23 protein-coding genes are annotated in these 20,562 nt (G+C 33.1%); all 23 read right to left on the reverse strand.

The genetic code is table 11. The annotated features are described in order from the left end of the window. Positions 1-31: 31 nt before the first annotated feature. The 23 genes from AB8U03_RS02210 to mreC all read right to left on the reverse strand — a co-directional run bounded on the left by AB8U03_RS02210 (position 32) and on the right by mreC (position 20,556). Complete coding sequence (locus AB8U03_RS02210; RefSeq protein ID WP_369702891.1) at positions 32-931, reverse strand: RluA family pseudouridine synthase; 900 nt, start codon at positions 929-931, stop codon at positions 32-34. A 108-nt stretch (positions 932-1,039) separates the two neighbouring features. After that, the gene (locus AB8U03_RS02215; RefSeq protein ID WP_369702892.1) at positions 1,040-1,420 is read right to left on the reverse strand and encodes a RidA family protein; all 381 of its coding nucleotides are present in this window, start codon (positions 1,418-1,420) and stop codon (positions 1,040-1,042) included. A 114-nt stretch (positions 1,421-1,534) separates the two neighbouring features. Further along, on the reverse strand, positions 1,535-2,110 hold the full coding sequence (gene yqeK / locus AB8U03_RS02220) for a bis(5'-nucleosyl)-tetraphosphatase (symmetrical) YqeK (RefSeq protein ID WP_369702893.1): 576 nt from the start codon (positions 2,108-2,110) through the stop codon (positions 1,535-1,537). A 32-nt stretch (positions 2,111-2,142) separates the two neighbouring features. Next, on the reverse strand, positions 2,143-2,754 hold the full coding sequence (nadD, locus tag AB8U03_RS02225) for a nicotinate-nucleotide adenylyltransferase (RefSeq protein WP_369702894.1): 612 nt from the start codon (positions 2,752-2,754) through the stop codon (positions 2,143-2,145). A 25-nt stretch (positions 2,755-2,779) separates the two neighbouring features. Continuing rightward, positions 2,780-4,054 (reverse strand): GTPase ObgE, encoded by a 1,275-nt coding sequence (gene obgE / locus AB8U03_RS02230; protein ID WP_369702895.1) that lies wholly within the window; start codon positions 4,052-4,054, stop codon positions 2,780-2,782. A 320-nt stretch (positions 4,055-4,374) separates the two neighbouring features. Further along, positions 4,375-4,677 carry a 50S ribosomal protein L27 gene (gene rpmA / locus AB8U03_RS02235; protein WP_369702896.1) on the reverse strand — a complete coding sequence of 101 codons (303 nt, stop codon included), beginning with the start codon at positions 4,675-4,677 and terminating at the stop codon, positions 4,375-4,377. Between the two features lie 4 nt (positions 4,678-4,681). Continuing rightward, positions 4,682-5,008 carry a ribosomal-processing cysteine protease Prp gene (locus AB8U03_RS02240; protein WP_369702897.1) on the reverse strand — a complete coding sequence of 109 codons (327 nt, stop codon included), beginning with the start codon at positions 5,006-5,008 and terminating at the stop codon, positions 4,682-4,684. A gap of 2 nt (positions 5,009-5,010) precedes the next feature. Continuing rightward, positions 5,011-5,325 (reverse strand): 50S ribosomal protein L21, encoded by a 315-nt coding sequence (gene rplU / locus AB8U03_RS02245; RefSeq protein ID WP_369702898.1) that lies wholly within the window; start codon positions 5,323-5,325, stop codon positions 5,011-5,013. A 131-nt stretch (positions 5,326-5,456) separates the two neighbouring features. Beyond that, positions 5,457-6,893, reverse strand: a complete 1,437-nt coding sequence (locus AB8U03_RS02250; RefSeq protein WP_369702899.1) for a ribonuclease E/G — start codon at positions 6,891-6,893, stop codon at positions 5,457-5,459. Positions 6,894-6,927: 34 nt separating this feature from the next. Beyond that, positions 6,928-7,641, reverse strand: coding sequence for a TIGR03936 family radical SAM-associated protein (locus AB8U03_RS02255; protein ID WP_369702900.1), 714 nt, complete (start codon positions 7,639-7,641; stop codon positions 6,928-6,930). Then, positions 7,610-9,463: a TIGR03960 family B12-binding radical SAM protein gene (locus AB8U03_RS02260; protein ID WP_369702901.1), complete on the reverse strand. Its 1,854-nt coding sequence runs from the start codon at positions 9,461-9,463 to the stop codon at positions 7,610-7,612. The genes AB8U03_RS02255 and AB8U03_RS02260 overlap by 32 nt, the downstream gene beginning before the upstream one ends. A gap of 142 nt (positions 9,464-9,605) precedes the next feature. Further along, positions 9,606-10,451 (reverse strand): M50 family metallopeptidase, encoded by an 846-nt coding sequence (locus AB8U03_RS02265; protein WP_369702902.1) that lies wholly within the window; start codon positions 10,449-10,451, stop codon positions 9,606-9,608. Between the two features lie 18 nt (positions 10,452-10,469). Beyond that, positions 10,470-10,832, reverse strand: coding sequence for an endopeptidase (locus AB8U03_RS02270; protein WP_369702903.1), 363 nt, complete (start codon positions 10,830-10,832; stop codon positions 10,470-10,472). A 172-nt stretch (positions 10,833-11,004) separates the two neighbouring features. After that, complete coding sequence (gene mgsA, locus AB8U03_RS02275) at positions 11,005-11,382, reverse strand: methylglyoxal synthase (protein ID WP_369702904.1); 378 nt, start codon at positions 11,380-11,382, stop codon at positions 11,005-11,007. Between the two features lie 13 nt (positions 11,383-11,395). Beyond that, complete coding sequence (gene rodA, locus AB8U03_RS02280; protein WP_369702905.1) at positions 11,396-12,517, reverse strand: rod shape-determining protein RodA; 1,122 nt, start codon at positions 12,515-12,517, stop codon at positions 11,396-11,398. Positions 12,518-12,593: 76 nt separating this feature from the next. Beyond that, positions 12,594-12,860, reverse strand: a complete 267-nt coding sequence (gene minE, locus AB8U03_RS02285) for a cell division topological specificity factor MinE (protein ID WP_369702906.1) — start codon at positions 12,858-12,860, stop codon at positions 12,594-12,596. Between the two features lie 12 nt (positions 12,861-12,872). Then, positions 12,873-13,670 (reverse strand): septum site-determining protein MinD, encoded by a 798-nt coding sequence (minD, locus tag AB8U03_RS02290; protein WP_369702907.1) that lies wholly within the window; start codon positions 13,668-13,670, stop codon positions 12,873-12,875. Between the two features lie 207 nt (positions 13,671-13,877). Continuing rightward, positions 13,878-14,816 (reverse strand): AEC family transporter, encoded by a 939-nt coding sequence (locus AB8U03_RS02295; RefSeq protein WP_369702908.1) that lies wholly within the window; start codon positions 14,814-14,816, stop codon positions 13,878-13,880. 16 nt (positions 14,817-14,832) lie between these two features. Then, a complete protein-coding gene (locus AB8U03_RS02300) occupies positions 14,833-15,510 on the reverse strand; it encodes a GntR family transcriptional regulator (protein WP_369702909.1) in 678 nt (225 codons plus the stop codon). Positions 15,511-15,687: 177 nt separating this feature from the next. Then, on the reverse strand, positions 15,688-16,320 hold the full coding sequence (gene minC / locus AB8U03_RS02305; RefSeq protein WP_369703023.1) for a septum site-determining protein MinC: 633 nt from the start codon (positions 16,318-16,320) through the stop codon (positions 15,688-15,690). Between the two features lie 155 nt (positions 16,321-16,475). After that, positions 16,476-19,100, reverse strand: coding sequence for a penicillin-binding transpeptidase domain-containing protein (locus AB8U03_RS02310; protein WP_369703024.1), 2,625 nt, complete (start codon positions 19,098-19,100; stop codon positions 16,476-16,478). 92 nt (positions 19,101-19,192) lie between these two features. After that, positions 19,193-19,684: a rod shape-determining protein MreD gene (gene mreD, locus AB8U03_RS02315; protein ID WP_369702910.1), complete on the reverse strand. Its 492-nt coding sequence runs from the start codon at positions 19,682-19,684 to the stop codon at positions 19,193-19,195. Between the two features lie 11 nt (positions 19,685-19,695). Then, positions 19,696-20,556, reverse strand: coding sequence for a rod shape-determining protein MreC (mreC, locus tag AB8U03_RS02320; protein WP_369702911.1), 861 nt, complete (start codon positions 20,554-20,556; stop codon positions 19,696-19,698). Positions 20,557-20,562: the final 6 nt, after the last annotated feature.

Here is a 20,562-nt window from a genome sequence, read left to right on the forward strand (position 1 = left end):
GAAGTTTTAAATATTTTAAATATCTAAAACTTCACCTTATATTTCTTATTAGCTCAATAATATCCTGAGGAATATCAGATTCCAGTTCCATTATCTTATCTCCTCTGGGATGTGGGAATTTAAGTCTATAGGCATGAAGTGCCTGTCTTTTTATATACTGGTTATCATCCCCTAATCCATATAGGGTATCTCCATACAGCGGGTGGCCCAAATAACTCAGGTGAACCCTTATTTGATGGGTCCTTCCGGTTTCCAGAGTAAGATTTAACAATTGATCATTCTTAAAATCATCTATTACCTTGTAATGGGTTATACTTCTCTGTCCCCTTTCATCTACAACTCTTTTTATTCCAGCTTCCTCATTTCTGTATATGGGTAAATCTATGATTCCCTCACGAGCATCCATTTTCCCATGGATAACAGCTATATAACTTTTTTCAAAATTTTCACTTTTCATATCTCTTGCCAGGCACATATGGGCAAATTGATTTTTCCCCACTATTATAAGACCTGAGGTATCCATATCCAGCCTGCTCACCAATCTAACTATGCAATTTTCCCCTCTTTCCCTGAAATAATAAAGAAGACCATTGGCTAAAGTGCCATTGGGATAACTTCTGGTAGGATGAACTACTACACCAGGTTTTTTATTTACAACTATTATATCCTTATCTTCATATACCACTTGTATATCCATTTCTTCAGGTTCTATATTTTGAGATTCTTCTTTTATAAGATTTAAAGATATACTTTCTCCTGCCTTTACTATATGATTTAATTTCACCCTTTTATGGTCTATTTCCAGTCTTCCGCTTAAAGCCGCCCCTTTTATAAGTCTGCTGGAAAGTCTTTGAACCTTTTTTAAATATGCCCTTAACTTTAATCCTTCTTCTTCATGTGTTACTTTAAATATTATTTTATTTTCTTCCATCCAATATTCCTCTCTCCAGGCACCTATGTTAATATTCCCATAAGACAAAAATCACTTTTAATAGCTAAAGAGTGAACTTTTAAAAGTTCACTCTTGCATATGTTTTATTTAGTCTACTACTGCTATTACTTCTACTTCAACCAATGCATCTTTTGGAAGTTTCACTTCTACACAGGATCTTGCCGGCATATCTTTTTGAAAATATTTTGCATAAACTTCGTTAACAGCTGCAAAATCTGACATATTCTTTACATATACAGTGGTCTTAACAACTTTATCAAAAGATGTCCCTGCTTCTTCAAGTAATGCCTTTATATTTTCAAGTGATCTTGCAGTCGCTTTTTTAACATCACCTGAAACCAATTCTCCAGTTGCTGGATCCAGTGGAATTTGTCCTGACGTGAATAAAAAGTTCCCAGCCCTAACAGCCTGTGAATACGGTCCCACAGCCCCAGGTGCCTTTTTTGTACTTATTATATTTTTTTCCATAATAAAGACCTCCTAAAATCTAATAAATGATACTCCTTAGTATACAACAACACTATTATACCAAATTTTTACCCTTTATGTTCAATATTTTTATAAAAAGATATATTACTGAATTTATTCCTGCATGCTTCTGTAAATTAAATAATTTCTACCTTGGATTGTATTTACATGAAGCAATTGATTTCTTATTATGACAACCTTTATGGTATTGTTAAAGGCATCCAGCATAGCACCATCTAAATCCGTAAAAGCCTTTTTTCTAAGATCTTCTACTCCTGGAAAGTCTCTTAGAGGCTCTATATAATCCGAAATATATACTATTTTCTCCAAACTGCTCATATTTTTCTTTCCTGTAGTGTGGTATTTTACAGCATTCAATATTTCTTCATCATAAATTCCCATAATATTTTTTGCTATTACAGCAGCAATACTACCGTGCAAAAGCTGAGGATTTACTCTGGACACTTCATCTATATAGATATCATTTTGCTCTGCTATAGACAATATTTCTTCATTTGACATATATTTGGCACAATCGTGAACAAGTCCTGCTGCCCTGGCCTTTTTAACATCAACATTATAAATCTCTGCCAACTTTATAGCTGTATCCCTTACACCTAAGCTGTGCTCATATCTATTCTTTTTTAACTTTTCTTTTAAATACTCTATAATCTGTTCCTCATTCCACATCACTTATCACTCCAAAATAAAAATTATAAATTTCATTTGTAAAGGCCAAATTGCTTAATAATATGGGAAACATTTCCGGGCAAAAGATAATCCACATTTTTTCCTTCACTTATACTGTTTCTTATAGTAGTAGATGAGATATCCAAAAGTGGTGCATCCAAATATATAATTTTAGTAGAATATCTTTCTTCAATTTTTTTCTTTTGCTCTTTTATATTTTTTATTGTAAATGTAGGAAATCCCGGTCTGTTAAACACTATAAATTGGCACAATTTAAAGATATCTTCTATTCTATTCCAGTTTTCAACATCCATTAAACAATCCATTCCAGTGAGAAAATACCACTGAGTTTGTTTTTCCAACTTATTAAAATATTCTAAAGTATTATAGGTGTAACTTAGATTGGGTCTATTTATTTCATAATCACTTACAGTAAATTTACTTTCTGATTTAATAGCATTCCGTACCATATCATATCTTAATAAAGCATCTGTTACATGCTCTTTTAATTTATGAGGCGGATTACCTGTTGGCATAAACACTATACTATCCAACTTCAAATCATATAGTGCTCCATAAGCTATGTGTATATGTCCAATGTGTATTGGATCAAAAGTTCCTCCAAAAATAGCTTTTTTAATCATCTGTTTCTCCCCATTTATTTATAAATTACATAACATAGTCAAATTCAAAATCATTCAGTCTAACTATATCTCCATCTTTAATTCCACTATCCATTAATTCCTTAATAACTCCTTTATTTTTTAACACCTTGTAAAAATATCTCAATTCATCAGGATCATTTATATTTACACTGTCAAGCAACCTGTCAACAAAACTTCCTTCAACTATATAAACATTTTCCTCTTTTCTTATACTATAGGTGAATTTCTTTTCCTCTGGTATAAATCTATCTTCTTCATTTATTTCAATATCTGTCACAGGTATTGAAGCAAGCATCTTTGCAGCTTCCTGCATAAGTTCTTTTATTCCTTTTTTTGTAGCTGCAGATATTTTAAAAACTTTGTTGTATCCTAATTTCCCCACTTTATTTTTAAAACTCTCGAATAATTTGTCATCATACAACATATCTGATTTATTCGCCGCAATTATCTGAGGCCTATCCCAAAGTTTTACGTCATATTTCTTCAATTCTTCATTTATTTTAACAAAATCCTCAAAAGGATTCCTACCCTCTATACCTGATATATCCACTACATGTATTAAAACCCTGGTTCTCTCAATATGCCTCAAAAACTCTGTTCCAAGACCTATGCCTTCTGCTGCACCTTCAATTATACCCGGTATATCTGCCATTACAAAACTCTGCATTCCCGGTACATTAACCACTCCCAGATTAGGTGATAACGTTGTAAAATGATAATTTGCTATTTTGGGTGTTGCTTTGGTGACCACCGACAAAAGAGTAGATTTACCTACATTTGGAAAACCTACGAGGCCTACATCCGCCAATACTTTTAATTCAAGGCTTATATATCTTTCTTCTCCCGGCATTCCAGGTTCAGCAAAATCCGGTGCCTGCCTTACAGAAGTGGTAAACCTCACATTTCCTCTCCCACCTTTTCCACCCTTTGCTATTAAACATTTATCACCTGGATGAGACAAGTCCGCCATTATCTTGTTACTGCTTACATCTCTTATAACTGTACCAAGAGGCACCTTTATATAAAGATCTTCTCCATTTTTTCCGAAACATTTGGATCCGGAACCATTTCCACCTTTTTCAGAGGCATATTTCTTTTTATATGCAAAATCCAACAGCGTGGTCATATTGTTATCTACTATAAGTACAACATCTCCACCTTTTCCGCCATCTCCGCCATCCGGTCCTCCCAGTGGCACATATTTTTCTCTTCTAAATGAAACAGCTCCATCACCGCCATCTCCTGATCTTACAAATATCTTAGCAGTATCTACAAACATCTCAAATCACTTCCCTTCCATTGTATAGTATATATCTTTTCCGATGGCTAGCATTTCTAAACCTGCCTGTTTTACAAACATGGCAGCTCAAGAACTGCTATGCCCCTGGACTGGCTCTTCTAAGATTCTGTTAACAATTCTTTTCTCAACAGGTTATTTTCAGCGAATCTAAGAATCACCTTATCCGATGGCTAGCATTTCTAAACCTGTCAATTTTACAATATGACAGCTCAAGAACTGCTATGCCCCCGAATAAGTTCTTCATTATAAAAGCATAGAAACTTTAAAAAAGCACCCTTTGTCAGGGTGCCTTAATAACACTATTCAGCTACTAATTCTTCTACCTCTAAAGGGTATACACTTGCTTTCTTTTTAGCCTTTCCCATTCTCTCATACTTAACCACGCCATCAATTTTTGAAAATAAAGTATCATCAGATCCTCTACCCACATTATTTCCCGGATGGATTTTAGTTCCTCTTTGTCTTACCAATATGTTTCCAGCTAAGACGAATTGTCCATCTGCAGATTTAACTCCAAGTCTCTTGGATTCACTATCTCTACCGTTTCTTGAGCTACCTACTCCTTTTTTATGAGCAAACAACTGAAGGTTCATAATCAACATACAACTACACCTCCTCAATTTTTACATTTATATATTTACTATAGTTAATTTCCATACTCTTCAAAGCAAATAACATAGTTTCCACAAGTACCTGACATTTTAAAATATCTTCCTCTTTCATATCTTCCAATGAAAAATTTAAGAATCCATTTTTTATGGAATAATCAAGATTTAATTTTAATACTTCCGTTATCCCAATTACAGTACTTTGAGATACAGCTGAAACTGCACTGCAAACTAAATCATATCCTTGTTTTGACCACTCCGCATGACCCTGAAGTGAAACTGAAACTAAATTACAACATCTCTTTTTAAACACTGCTCTAATCATAATTATGCATTAATTTTTTCAATTTGTAATTTTGTATAAGGCTGTCTATGTCCTTGTTTTCTTCTGTAATCCTTCTTAGCTTTATACTTAAATACTATAATCTTCTTAGATTTTCCCTGGGCCAGAACCTTAGCATCCACTTTAGCTCCTTCAACCACAGGTTTCCCAATAACCAATCCTGCATCGTCCTTACTTACCATAAGTACTCTATCAAGCTCAACTGTTGAATCCACTTCAGCTTCTAATCTTTCAACGTAAATAACGTCTCCTTCTGAAACCTTATATTGTTTTCCTCCAGTTGCTACAACTGCATACATTCAAAACACCTCCTCAATCCAGTCTCGCCTAAAAGGTATATGTAAAATACTTTCCACATAATTTATAAAACCTTTTTTGAGCGGTCTACAGGTGTCATTTTAGCACATATATTTTCCTTTGTAAAGTTTTTTCAATTCACTTTAAACATTTTAAAGTCCTCAAGCTGACTGTCAAATACAAGAGGTTCTAACTTATATGATAATTTTTCATCATAGGTAATATATACTCCCATACTTTCAGCGCCTATACTTTTTACAAATTCCTTCACATCTTTATCTACATCTTTTTTATAAGATAGACCCATCTGAATATGAATATTTTTTATATTTACCTCTCTATTTATATTTAAAATCTCATTTCCAATAAGTAATTCCATATAGGACAGCTTTATTTTTTTACCTGTTCCACCGCAATATGTACAATTTTCTTCTATATAATCATATATGGGTTTTCCCTTTCTCTTTCTAGCTATCTGCACCAAATTCAATTCTGTAAAATCATATACTATAGTTTTATTTTTGTCATTTAAAAATCCGTTTTTTAATTTACTTAACACCTTTTCTTTATTTCCTTCTTCGTCCATATCTATAAAATCTATCAAAATTATACCGTTTAAATTTCTAAGTATTATTTGTCTTGCAATTTCTTCTGCGGCCTGTAAATTAGTAGTAAGCACCGTTTTATCCATGGTACTGTTTTTTACATTTTTACCTGAATTCACATCTATTACAAACATGGCTTCCGTTCTATTTATAATTATGTATCCACCACAATTTAATTCCACTCTGCTATTCCTCAATCTCAATACTTTTTTTTCCAAATCATAGTGTGAAAACAGATTTACACTCTCCCTATACAAAACCAGTTCTACGTCCACATTACTTATATACTTTAGGAACTCCTCTATATATACATAATCTTTTTTATTATTTACATATATCTTAAAATCATCATGATTTAACTTGTCTCTAAGAGTTTCTCCAAGTATTCCGCCGCTTTCAAATATCAATCCCGGTTTTAATAAATACTGTGCTTTCTTTTTTATATTGATATAACATTCATATAATTTACTTATCTCATTAGCTATTACATCTGAATCCACATTTTGAGCATCGGTTCTCATCATCAATCCCACACCTGAAGGTACTTTTATATCATCAGTTATATGCTTTTTAAAATTCATGTCATTTATTTTTTTTGAAAATCGTATATTCCTGATAAAATCATCTAAAACACAGTATTTTCCCGGTATACTTATATTTTTTACAACTTTGGCTCCTTTTTTCCCATAACTTTCCTTAGCCACTTGAACCAGAACTTTCTCTCCTTTTTTTAAATTAAGATTCCTAAATTTGTTGTCCATATACATATAGGCATTTTTATTACATCCTATATCTATAAAAGCACATTTTATAGCAGGAACTATATTTCTTACTGTGCCGCTATATATCTCTCCAGGATAGGCACTGCCATTTTGTTCTTCCATAAGACATTCTTTCAGGACTTCTCCATCTTTTATAGCAATTCGTAATAGCCCTGTATCTCTTTCAACAAATATTTCTTTCAAGAATAGATCTCCTTTCCCTAAAAAATTATTTCTGTCATATATAATTTACATATTCACTAAGTGGAATCAACTTGTCTTTTATTCTTCCGTACATTTCTTTCCTCATTATGTCAACAAAGCGTTCTTTATCTGCATTTTCAGTTTTATATTGTATGAAGTGAACTAAAAGCTGAGGAGATAGATTTTCTACACTTCCACAGGAAATCAGGGTATTTAAAACCAATTTATTATCATGGACAGTATATTCAATATTTTTTACCAATCTTTTGACATCCACTTCACCCTCTCCTCTTTTAGTCTTTTTTAAATCATACCAATGATCCATTTTCATTAAGTCATTCATATTTTCTTTTAATTTACTAATATCAGTATACTCCATACTTATTAAATATTCAGCTGCACTTATTTCTGCCATGGATTTAAATACTTTTCTATTTTCAGCATTTCTTACCTTATTCACCTTTAATATTCTTATTTCCTCCGGCGCACTGCCATTTAATTTATCCATTATCTCTTCTTCTGGAACCTTTTGCTCCAAATACAAATCCATATATTCTCCACAGGAATAAACTCCTACTGAAAGAGGCTGTGCTATAGACATATTTATATGGGGGTTAAATCCTTTAGAATACTCTGCAGGGATTTTTGATCTTTTTATCATTCTCTGTACAGTTCTCATTAAATCCAAATGTCCTATAAATTTTATATTCTCACCCTTACTGAACTTTATTAAATACTGCTCCCTCAAAGCATTTCCCCCCTAAATTAATATTAACACCGCAATTTTTACATCCCAATCTGCAATCCGGAGTTACTTGAATATTTTTGGCTTTTTCATTTTCCTCTATTAAAAAGCTTTTATTGACTCCCGTATCTATAAAGTCCCATGGAAGCAACTCATCATAACTTCTATTTCTAAGGGCATAAAAATCTCCGTCCACACCACATTCTTTAAAGGAGCTTTCCCATATTTCAAAGTTAAAATATTCTGACCAGCTGTCAAATTTAGCTCCTTTTTCATAAGCCTTAATTAACACATCACATACTTTTCTATCCCCTCTTGCAAATACGGCTTCCAAATAACTAAGTGGGGTCTCGTGCCAATTGTACACTATATTCCTGCTCTTTATGGACTCCCTTATTGTTTTGATTTCCTCTTTAACATCTTCCATTTTTATTTGAGCAGTCCATTGGAAGGGGGTAAAGGGCTTAGGTACAAATATGGATGTACTGACATTTACTTTCAATCCCTTTTTTCTTATTTCCCTGGGGACCTTATAATATTCTTTTACCACCTTCTCGGATAAATCCGCTATTCCTCTTATATCATCCATAGTTTCATAAGGAAGTCCTATCATAAAATACAGCTTTATAGTAGACCACCCTGATTTAAAGGCGCTGTTTACAGAATCCATTAAATTTTTCTCTGTAACACCCTTATTTATTACATCCCTCATTCTTTGACTCCCTGCTTCTGGTGCAAAGGTAAGCCCGGTTTTTCTAACTTTTTGTATTTCATTTATAAGTTCTACAGAAAAAGAATCTATTCTGAGAGATGGAAGAGATACTCCCACCTTATCCTTCTCATATTTTTTTATAAAACCATGTACTAGATTTTTCAAATCTGAATAGTCGCATATACTGAGAGAAGTAAGAGATACCTCCGAATACCCTGTACTTTTTATAAGTTTATCTGCCTGTGTCAATAATTTAGATGTACTTTTTTCTCTCACAGGCCTGTATATTATGCCGGCCTGACAAAATCTACAGCCTCTTGTACATCCTCTGAAGGTTTCCAAAACTATTCTATCATGTACTATATCAGTAAATGGCACCACAAGTTTATCCGGATATGCCACTTCATTAAAATTTTTTATTATTCTCTTAGTAACCTTAACCGGCACATCTTCATAAGAAGGTTCAAACTTTTCTATAGTACCATCTTCATTGTAACTTACATTATAAAGGGATGGCACATAAACCCCTTTTATATGACATACCTTTCTCAAAAATTCTCTTTTTCTACCTTTATACATTTTATAAAGATCCATAATTTCATTTATCTGTTCTTCTGCTTCCCCTATAGTAAACAAATCCGCTATATCCCAAAGAGGTTCAGGGTTATAGGCACAGGGCCCTCCACATATAACTATGGGATCACCTTCTCTTCTTTCAGATGCTCTAATAGACAATCCCGCTAAATTCAGCATATTTAAAATATTAGTGTAACTCATCTCGTATTGAAGAGTAAACCCTATAAAGTCAAAATCTGTTATAGGATCTCTGCTTTCCAACCCGTAAAGTGCTATACTATTTTTTCTCATAAGTTCTTCCATATCGGGCCAGGGTGCAAAAACTCTTTCACAATAAGTATCTTTTCTTTCGTTTAATATGTAATATAGTATCTTCATGCCAAGATGAGACATACCTACCTCGTAAACATCGGGAAAACAAAATGCAATTCGAATATCTATTTTATGTTTATCTTTTATATAAGAATTCATTTCTCCTCCAATATAACGTGCAGGTTTTTCCACCTTAAATAATATATTGTCAGAAATTCTATTCATTAAAAATCCTCCTCTTAGATATCATCCCTATATTTTAGCATAACCATAAATAATTTGAAACACATGGATTAATTTATTTAAACAGCAGCTGCCGCTAAATAAAGTGCAGCAATAATCCTATTTTAAAGATCATTGCTGCACTTTATCTGTTTATGTTCATAAATCTCTCTATAGTTATATTCCCATATAGCTTTAATGCATCTATTACCTCCTCTTCATAAATTATATCCATTACCTTCATTTCCTCATCTAACACCGTAAATATATTATATTTGCTCTTATCAAACAGCCCCATAGCTGTAAGTAAATCCTGTTTGTAGTATATAGATAAATTCCTGTTTTCAATATAACCCCTCTTTATAAATTTGCCCTTTTTCTTTATAATATCTCCCATAATTATATATGATGCCCTTTCATTTTCTTTTAAAGATGACATTACTACAAGTATTCCTATTATTCCAATATTAAAGCTGCTATTTCCATTGAGAAATAAAAACAGGTAAAAAAACATAAGTATTATTCCTATAAATATACTTACAATAATCATTATCCTATTAGCTTTTTTGTAAGTTATTTTTAAATTTAAAATGCTCCTCAGTATTCTTCCTCCATCCAGTGGAAATGCCGGAATCAAATTAAACAACCCTATGACTAAATTTACAGAAAAAAGCATATACCAGAGATTTGAGCTGAAACTTCTATATATATAATAAAAAAATATACTGAGAATCAAATTGGCAGCCGGCCCGGAAACTGAAATTACCAAATCCTCTTTTGGAAATGCCTCATCTATATCCTTAAGCCTTATAGTGGCACCAACTGCTATAAACTCTATATCAAATCCAGAAAACTTATAATGCCTAGCCACTAGATAATGAACCACTTCATGAAAAAAGACTACTATAAATGTACAAATAAGCTGCCCTTTATAACCTATGACAATTAAAAATATTACATAGGGAATAAAATATTTACTCATTCTAATCACAAAAATACCTCTTGAAACTTAATTCTTCCCATCTACTCTAAGTTGCTCAATTACATTTTTAGCCCTATCTCCAATATATTTTATATTTATACTTTTTAGCTGAGTTTTTAATTTACTATAATCATAATTTTCACTTACAACTTTTTTGGAATAATTATATACATTTTTACTTTCAGTAGTTGAAACTAATTTACAAGCTGCAATAAATGCAAATAAAATTAGAGCTCCAGTTAAATCTCTTATAATTCTTCTGCTTAAATAACTTGCCTTTTTATCATGGAGATTATTTCTATCATAGAATTTATTATAATAAGGTGAATAATTTACTTTTCCCTTTAGGGAATTATAATATTTTTCATACTCTGAATCATAATGCCCCACCTTAATAAAACCTCCTTTTTATAATATACATATTTAATATATATTTAAAAATCACCTCATTTATGACTATGTCCATTTTACCCACCTATGAATTCATCTGTAATTTTTAATAAAACAAGGGACTTAATACTGAAATTAAAACATTTCAGTATTAAGTCCCTTGTTTAGCCAATTAACCTTCACTGTACTCTTTCAAAGCTTTTGCAAATACTTCTGCCGATCCCAGATTAGTAGCCAGCGGCACACAATGTACATCGCAAATTCTAAGTAGAGCAGAAACATCAGGTTCATGAGGTTGGGCTGTCAGTGGATCCCTTAAAAATATAACTAAATCTATATCCCCCTGTGCCACTCTTGCCCCTATTTGTTGATCTCCTCCCAGTGGACCTGAGAGAAACCTGTGTATCTTTATGCCGGTCATATCACTTATTAATTTTCCAGTAGTTCCTGTAGCAAATATTTCATGATTTTTAAATACATCCTTATATCTTTTTACAAAATCCACAATATCATCTTTCTTTTTATCATGTGCTATAAAAGCAATCCTCATAATATCTATCCCCTTAAAAATTAATCTTCTTTCTTCTCATACCTATATTCAAAATCAAAGATAATTCTATAAAAGCTGAAAGTATAGAACTTCCCCCATAACTCATAAAAGGTAATGTAATACCCGTTATAGGCAACAACCCTACAGTCATACCTATATTTTGAAAAATAGAAAATAACATGGTGGATATTATACCAACACATACCATGGTCCCAAAAATATCTTTAGCCTCTTTAGCTATTTTTATAGACCTGTACACTATAACTATATAAAATATTACCAATGCGGAACACCCTATGAGTCCCCATTCTTCCCCTACCACCGCAAATATAAAATCAGTATGGGATTCTGGAATATAACCTCCTGAAATCTGAGTACCCTTTAAAAAGCCTTTTCCCAAAATTCCTCCTGAACCAATTCCTATCTTTGACTGAGTAACCTGCAGTGAATAAGATGCTTCATATTGGTCCGGATTGAATAAGGATACAATTCTCATCTTTTGATAATATTCTATAAATGAAGATTTCCAGGCAATTGTTCCCAGTGCCGTAATTCCCAAAAATCCTCCCAGTATAACTTTAAAATTCAACCCTGCTATAAAATATATTCCAAGAACCGCAAAAAAACACACCATAGTCATTCCCATATCAGGCTGTTTCACAATTAAAGCCATGGGAATAAGAGCGTATACTGTAAGTTTAACAATATTCTTTACATTGTTAATATGCCCTTCCATGTCGTCCAGCTGCTTTGCCAGCATTAAAATAATTCCCACCTTGGCAAATTCAGAAGGCTGCATGGAAATACCACCTATTTTAATCCATGAAGAAGCTCCATTTACCGTGTATTTAAAAGCTGGAATACAATTAAGTACAAGTAAAAATACGCCAAACCAATAGACTATTGGAGCATAGTCTTTTATAACAGAATAATCTATTAAAAGTATCAAATACACCAAAACAAGCCCTACAGCTATCCAAATAAGCTGTGCTTTCAAATAATAGAAACCATAGCTCATATGAGATGCACTATAAATATTTAAACTGCCAAATAAACATATAATTATAACAGTAACAATTATGGGAAAATCAAACTCTTTTAAAAGCTTTCTGCTTATAGTAAATTTTTCAAGCATTCTATATATCCCTCCAATATAACTATAATGATTATACCACAGAGAAATAAAAAAACTATGTATAAATTATCAATAGTTATTTGTTGTTTTTAACTTTTTTTATAGGTATACTGGCTACAAGAGCAGCTGAGTTTCCCTTTATTTCCTCTGGTGTTGTCATCTTTACATCTATTTCTGAGCAATCTATCTCCATATACTTTGAGAGCACCCTAAGTATATCTTCTTTTATATTTTCAAGTAACTCCTCAGACATATCGCATCTATCATGTATTAGTATTAACCTTAACCTTTCCTTAGCTACATCCTTAGAAGATGATCTGGAGAATATCTTGAACAAGTCCATTCTCTTACCCCCTTATTTAATACCAAATAATTTTTTTATTGATGAAAAAAGTCCTTCTTGACCAGCACTTAAATCCATTATAGGTATTTTCTCTCCTGTAATTCTTCTGGATATATTTCTAAAAGCTTGTCCTGCCATAGCTTTATCATTTAGTACTATTGGTTCTCCTCTATTAGTGGAAATTGTTATATTCTTGTCATCCGGTACTACACCTATAAGTTCTATAGCCAGGCTATCCAATATATCATTTACATCCAGCATATCCCCATTTTTAGTCATCTTATAGTTTAATCTATTTATTACAAGCTGATGATTTTCCAATCCAACAGCATCAAGCTTACCTATGACCCTATCAGAATCCCTTACGGAAGTTACTTCAGGATTTACCACAATGAGCGCTCTATCTGCTCCTGCTATGGCGTTTTCAAAGCCATGTTCAATTCCCGCAGGACAATCTATTATTACATAATCATATTCCTTTTTTAATTCATAGATCAGATCCATCATCTGCTGAGGGCTTACATCCTCTTTATCCCTAGTCTGTGCTGTAGGCAAAAGGTATAAGCTGGCAAGTCTCTTATCTTTTATAAGAGCTTGTTTTAACTTACATTTATTCTCAACTACATCCAATAGAGTAAATACTATTCTATTTTCAAGACCCATGAGTACATCTAAATTTCTAAGGCCCGTATCTCCATCCACTACAACCACACTTTTGCCTAAAGCAGCTAATCCAGTACCTATATTAGCCGTAGTAGTAGTTTTTCCTACCCCACCTTTACCTGATGTTACTACAATTGCTTCTCCCATTGCACTGCCTCCTTTAAATACTTGATTGCATAAATATTTTCTTTATATAAACAATACAGCCTTCTGTAAACAACTAAATAATAAAAACCACCTATAAGATATTATACTAAACATGGTAAAAATAATCCATAATATTATTAAACTTTACATATTCTAAAGAAATAAGCACTTATTTACCATGAACAGTATTTATTAGCAATTATATGGCTAATTTAATATGAACATGTATATGGGAATAACCAACAGACTGGAAATAGTTGTTATAACCGTATTTATTGTAGCGTACTTATAATCCGCATCATAACTTTTTGAGACTATGGACGTATTAGTCATAACCGGCATAGCGGCTTGGATTACAAATACTTTTTTCATAAGCAGGGGGACAGCTGAACCATGGCATAATAGAAAAATTATCATTGGTGAGATAAGAAATCTTCCTAAAAGTATTGCCAATATATCCACACCGAACTTCAGCTCTTTTAAATTCACAGAATAAATAGTTATTCCTATGAATATCATAGCCAGGGGAGTAGTCAAATTTCCGAAATATTTACATGTATCCATAATGAATTTTGGCAGATGAACATTTAACAATACCAATACAACTGCTAATATAAAGCTTATCAATGGTGCCGACATAATTCTTTTTAATGTATTCAGAGAAAATATATTGGCATCCTCAGATTGTCCATCTCTGCTTATTTCATATGCGCCAATAGTCCAAAAAAATATGGTATTGGCTATATAATACAGTAAAACATCAGGTATACTCTTTGTACCAAACAAGGCCATATTTACCGGCAGTCCGATAAATATAGAATTAGATACAAAAAACATGGATCTGAAGGTACCAATTCGCCCCTTCTTAACTTTAATAACTTTGGAAACCACTACGGCGATTACATAACAAATCGCCATGGATGTAAATGGAATAAACAATCCCCTGGCCATGCTAATTAACTTGTCTTTATCAAAGCTTTCTTCAAACTGAGATATCATAAGACATGGAATAGCCAAATTACACACTAGTTTTGAAAAGGTCTTTGAAACCTTTTCATCAAACCATCCTTTACGGGATAGAATATATCCTGCAGAAATCATTAGAACAATACTCAATACACTCTCTAACGCATTTAAAATTATCATTTTATATTCTCCTCGCCTAATCCATATTCATCTTCAAAATATTTTTTAGATGTTTTAAGTCACTAGCTATATGCTCATCCATAACCCGGGCGGCCTTTTCTGCATCTCTTTGTTTAATAAAGTGAAATATTTTAAGATGATGTTCAAAAATGTCTCTATTTCGTTTATTTTCATACACATCTATGGACCTGTAAAAATAAGTAAGCAGTTTTAAATCATTGCTCTGCTTTTGAAGTCTATCATTTTGGCTAAAGTGTAGAATTAAATTGTGAAACTGGGAATTAAGCAGAATTATAGCTTTTGTAACATTATCATCAAAATGTTCTATGTTTTCTTTAACTTCCAGCAGTACATTTTCAATTTTCTTTAACTCATCACCACTAGCTCTAATTGTGGTCAATCTGGCGGCCATTGATTCTAATGCCCGGCGACATTCGTATATATCTTCAATATCTTTTATAGTTGGCTTATATACTGTAGTTCTTGATTTATCATCAATGCATAAAAGTCCATCCTTTTCCAGGGAACGTATGGCTTCTCTTATGGGACTCCTGCTAACCTGAAATTGTTCGGCAAGTTTTGATTCATAAATTCTGTCTCCTGGTTTAAAAATGCCATTAAAAATCATTTCTTTTATAGAATTATAAGCTTGGTTATAATATGAAATGGGTTTTTTAATTTTATAATTATTCATTTTTCTCCTTTTACAATGTTCTGTATACTGTCGACATTTTTTATTTTTAGTATAACATGCAGAAATAAGCAAATCAAGTTACTACAAAAAATCCTTGGCTCAAAAATAATCAACAATACTTTCATCAATAATTAAAATTCAACTTTGAAATGATTTAAAGTCAAAACTCTGATATTTCTAAACATATTTATTTAGGAGGTATGGCTCCACTATTATTATATTCCCTCTTATCCTAGCTATCTCTGGATATTCAGGTTTAATATTATCCTCAGGTGATCTGGTAACTATATCTGCAATTTGAAGCATCTCCGGCTGAAGGCAAATTGACGCAACTATGGCTTTGGAGTTACCCCCGAATCCAGCGTGGGCATATCCTCTAAGTGATCCGAAGACTATTATGTTACCACCTGCATATATTTCAGAACCGGCATTTACATCTCCAATTACAACTATATTTCCCGAATAATTTATAATTTGTCCACTTCTCACTGTTTTTCTTAAAAATTTTGTTCTTCCTTCATAAATTCCAGAAAATACTTTGTTGGGTTTTTCATTGCTGTCTTCAAATATACAATCTTTTACTAAAAATTTTTCAAACAATATATCTTTAAGTTTAGCAAACTGTTTTTCATTTATGTATTTTAATTCTGTAGTTATCCTAATGGTACATCCCTTGTAAAACATCTTTCCAGCTGAAAGCCTTTTAACTAAAATCTCCAGCATTTCCTCAAAATCCTTGAACTTATTCATATTTATAATTAAATTTATTCCATCTCTATTGCCTTTAATTATTATATTATTATCTATCATATTCGCCTCCATAAGTCACCTCCTAATAATATTTCAACATTTTTCGTATAAATCCTTCTTGAATTTTATCTTTATTTTTGAAATAAAATGTTTATGCTGAATTATTATTGACATAAAATTTGCGAATAGAATACTCTATCCGCAAATTGCATTCATTAATTATTTTGCCCGGCGCTGGTAGTAGTAGTAGAGCTGCTTATAGTACCATTAGATGTAAAATATGCTGTATAAATATCCCTGGCTACAGTGGCTGCACCAATTCCTCCCTGACCACCATCAAACAAGACCACACATACAGCTATCTGAGGTTTATCAAGGGGAGCAAATCCAACATATTCGGAATAGTCGGTCCTTCCTACCTGCTCCTGATTGCCCAGGCTTTGGGCAGTACCTGTTTTACCTGCGGTACTTATTGGAAACCCGCTGAATACAGCTGCTGCCGTACCTTTTTCATTAACAGCACCCATTCCCGCTTTAACAGCCTCTATATTTTCAGGTTTAATTCCGGTTTTTTCTATAATCTCAGGGTTAACCTTCTCAATAAGTTTTCCATCCGCATCCAGATATTTATCTACCAAATGTAATTTATATCTGGTTCCACCATTTGCAATAGTGGAAATATAATTGACTATTTGCAGAGGCGTAAATTGATTTAACCCCTGGCCTATGGCAGCATTTTCTATATTTGCAGGTACCTTCAGCTGGGCATTGGCATCTGAAATAGTTATGCTGTATATTACATTGATTAAATTGCTCATCTGACTGTCACTGATGTCTTTTTTATTATTTGGATCCTCTTTTACAAGCTCCGAAAACAATTCCTTATATTTTGCCTTGTCAAAAGCACTGCTTCCATCTTTTATGGAATTTTTTATCAATGTTTTGATATTATTTTTAGTCCCCTTAACTTGACTTGAATCATTATTATTATCATATAAATCTATGGTAACTACCTTATGCCCGTAATCATCCTGACCGCTTTTAAGTACGGACATGGTTTTCCAAAGATAGGTACTTGCATAGGTATTTTTATTGGATACAGTATTATATACTTGTCCAAACTTTTCCGGTATCTCTATACCAGTAGCGGGCTTGACACTGCTGTTTGAAGCTATCCCCAACCCAAACTTCCATGCATATTTGGCCAGAATATCATCTCCAAAGGCGTTCCTGAGTTTTTCCGCCACCGTCATGAAATAGGGGTTACTGGACTTCTCTATGGCAGTTGTCAAATTTACAACTCCATTTGGTCCATCCAAATTAAACTTTAGAGTTTTTCCTCCCTGATCAAAGGTTCCATTATCATACAAAGAGAAATCAGGAGTTATCACTCCAGTTTCAAGTCCTGCAATGGCTGTCATTGGCTTGAAAGTAGAACCAGGAGGTATTAGAGACTGAGTTGCATAATTATAAAATGGCTTTGGATATATGTCGTATACATCCTGTCTTATTGTGGTATTGTTCTTTATACTTTTGTCAATGGGGAAAAGAGTATTTAATACATCATCTTCACTTTCCCCCGGGTAATTAGCTGTAATTCCCCGCGACTCGATATAATTTTTTCCAAATTGTCCCATATCTGGGCTGAAATACTCATTATACATTTCTGAACTAAGCCTTCCCGGTACAGCAAACAAATTTGGATCATACCGCGGTACCTGGGCAAGTGCCACTATTGCTCCAGTATTGACATTCACTACCACTGCAGTACCTCTTGTAGCATTTGTAGTATTGGATCCTCTCTGATACGGATTGGCTCTAAGACCTGCCAGAGTAGTATCAAGAGAAGTTTCCGCTGCTTTTTGCACATCCTTATCTATTGTAAGCTGTACTGTCTGTCCAGGATAAGGATCTCTTTGGCCAAGATTTTCAGTTATTCTTCCATTATTATTGAGTTTTACTATTTTACCACCCTTTGATCCCTTAAGCCTATCCTCAAGAGCGCCTTCAATTCCAGCCTGACCTACATAGTCACTGCTTACATCATATCCCTTTTCCGTATACTTTTCATAATCAGAGGATATCTTTGATATATACCCTATAAAATTAGACCCCAAATCTCCATTGGGATAAGATCTTATAGGCTGGGTGGTCACATCTATTCCTGGAAGCACATTTAACATCTGCAAAAATTTGAAGGCAGTTTCCTTTTTTATATTACTGGCTACTGTTACAGGTTTATATCCTGAAAAGCTCTGCATCTTTAAAGTATCCTTCACAATCATAAATCTTCTCTGCTGTTCCAGTGAATAGGCACTGCTGATATTATATTGCTTTACAAGTTTTTTAAAAGTATCCTCTGCAGATATTGTCAAAAGCTTCTTATTTACTAAACTTTTCAGTTCATCATCGGATATATTTTTATTCTTGCTTTTAATATCCTTTTCTATTTCATCATTTAAACCTCTGTCCCTTTTAAATTTAATCTCAAGTGCCTTTCTGGTAGCTTCATCATCACTTCTGAATTCAAATCTAAAGGGATTTATCTTAAGCTCAAAATCATCCTGCTGACTTTCACCACTTTGGTCAAGGATTTTGAATACCTTGCTCATGGTAGTGAAAAAAACCTTGTCACTTTCATCTGTCTTGTTATACACCAGCATATATCCTTGGGTACTTGTAGCCAAAATGCTGCCCTTGCTGTCCAAAATTTTCCCCCTTGGAGCTATATCCGGAATTTCTCTTATGGATTTATTGTTTGACTGTTCCTTATAATCCTGGCCTTTTACCACCTGGAGAAATAAAAGCCTTCCAGCAATAGTAGCAAATATAGTCAGCATAACTATTATGAGCGCAGTGTATCTTGTAATATTAGGATACCTTTTTTCCCTCACAAGGTGCCACCTCCACTTTTATAAATTTCTCTTTCCCTTTAAAATTTCCACTCCACCTGCATATAATTTTTATTACAGAAATTATAAACTGGTTTATATATAAAAATGCACAAAACCATATCGTAAATGCCAGGGAAAAATACATTTGCCATATTTATGTATACTCCACTTAAATAGAGGATACACCATATTAAAATTCCCTTAAATAAAATCAGCAAAAAACAAGAAACAATGGGAATAATCCTTTTTTCCTTAAATATACTATTTCCTATAACCCCTGCCATAATACATACTATCATATTGGTAAAAGAATTTATTCCAAATCCCTGTGAAAAGTATATATCCTGAAGTATTCCTGCAAATATCCCCAGCCATAGTCCTTCCCATTTTCCATTTACAATAGAGTAACAAATCATAAAAATCAGCAGTAAACTTGGATAAAATGTTTTTACAGCAAAAAAAGGCATGAATACATTATCCAAAATAAATAACAAAATTGACAAGAGAATCAGTACCAATATTTTTTTCATTTTACCTCACCCTAGTATTTAATATCTACTTTATTTTGAGGAACCACTATAAGCAATTCCTGAATTTTATCAAAATTCACATAAGGTTTTATTGTGGCATTTTTCATTACCTTTCCCTTATCATCTTCTACACTTACCACAGAGCCAATTCTTATTCCCTGAGGATATGAATTGTCAATTCCTGAAGTCAAAATCACATCACCTTTTTTAACAGTGGATTCCTGAGGAAGATAGTAAAGCTTAGCTAAAAATTTACTGTCGCTGCCTTTATAGCCTTTTACAATACCGCTGTTTATTACTCCACTTGTATCCGTTGATCCCTCAACAGTACCTCCCACTGCCAGATTCTCATTGGTCAGGCATTGAACTATAGACCAATTGTTTTCCACTTGAATAACCTGACCTACAAGACCTTCCGCAGTAACAGCCACCATCTGTTTTCCTATGCCATCTGCACTTCCCCTGTTTATTGCAAATTCATCCAAAATTCCATCGCTGCTTTTTCCAATTATATCACAACCTATGTAGTTATACTCAGCCCTTTGTTTTTTAAAATCAAGTTCTTTTCTAAGTTGTGAATTGTCATTTTTTAAGGTATTATATTCTACCAGCTTATTCTTCAGTGAACTGTTCTCCTTTTTCAATTCCTCATTTTCACTTTTTACTCCAGAAAAATTTATCATAAAACCCAGGAAATCCTTCAGTCTACCATTGAACCTGTACAGACCTCCCTGAACCGAATTAAAAGTAACACCTATGCCATTTCTTAAAAATGATCCACTACCACCCTTGATACTAAAAGGAATTAAAATTAAAAATATAATTGAAAGTATTATTATTGTCACTATCAACTTATTTTTTAAAAATCTCATAATCCG

The sequence above is a fragment of the Clostridium moutaii genome (assembly GCF_041205085.1).
Lineage (GTDB): Bacteria > Bacillota > Clostridia > Clostridiales > Clostridiaceae > Clostridium_B > Clostridium_B moutaii.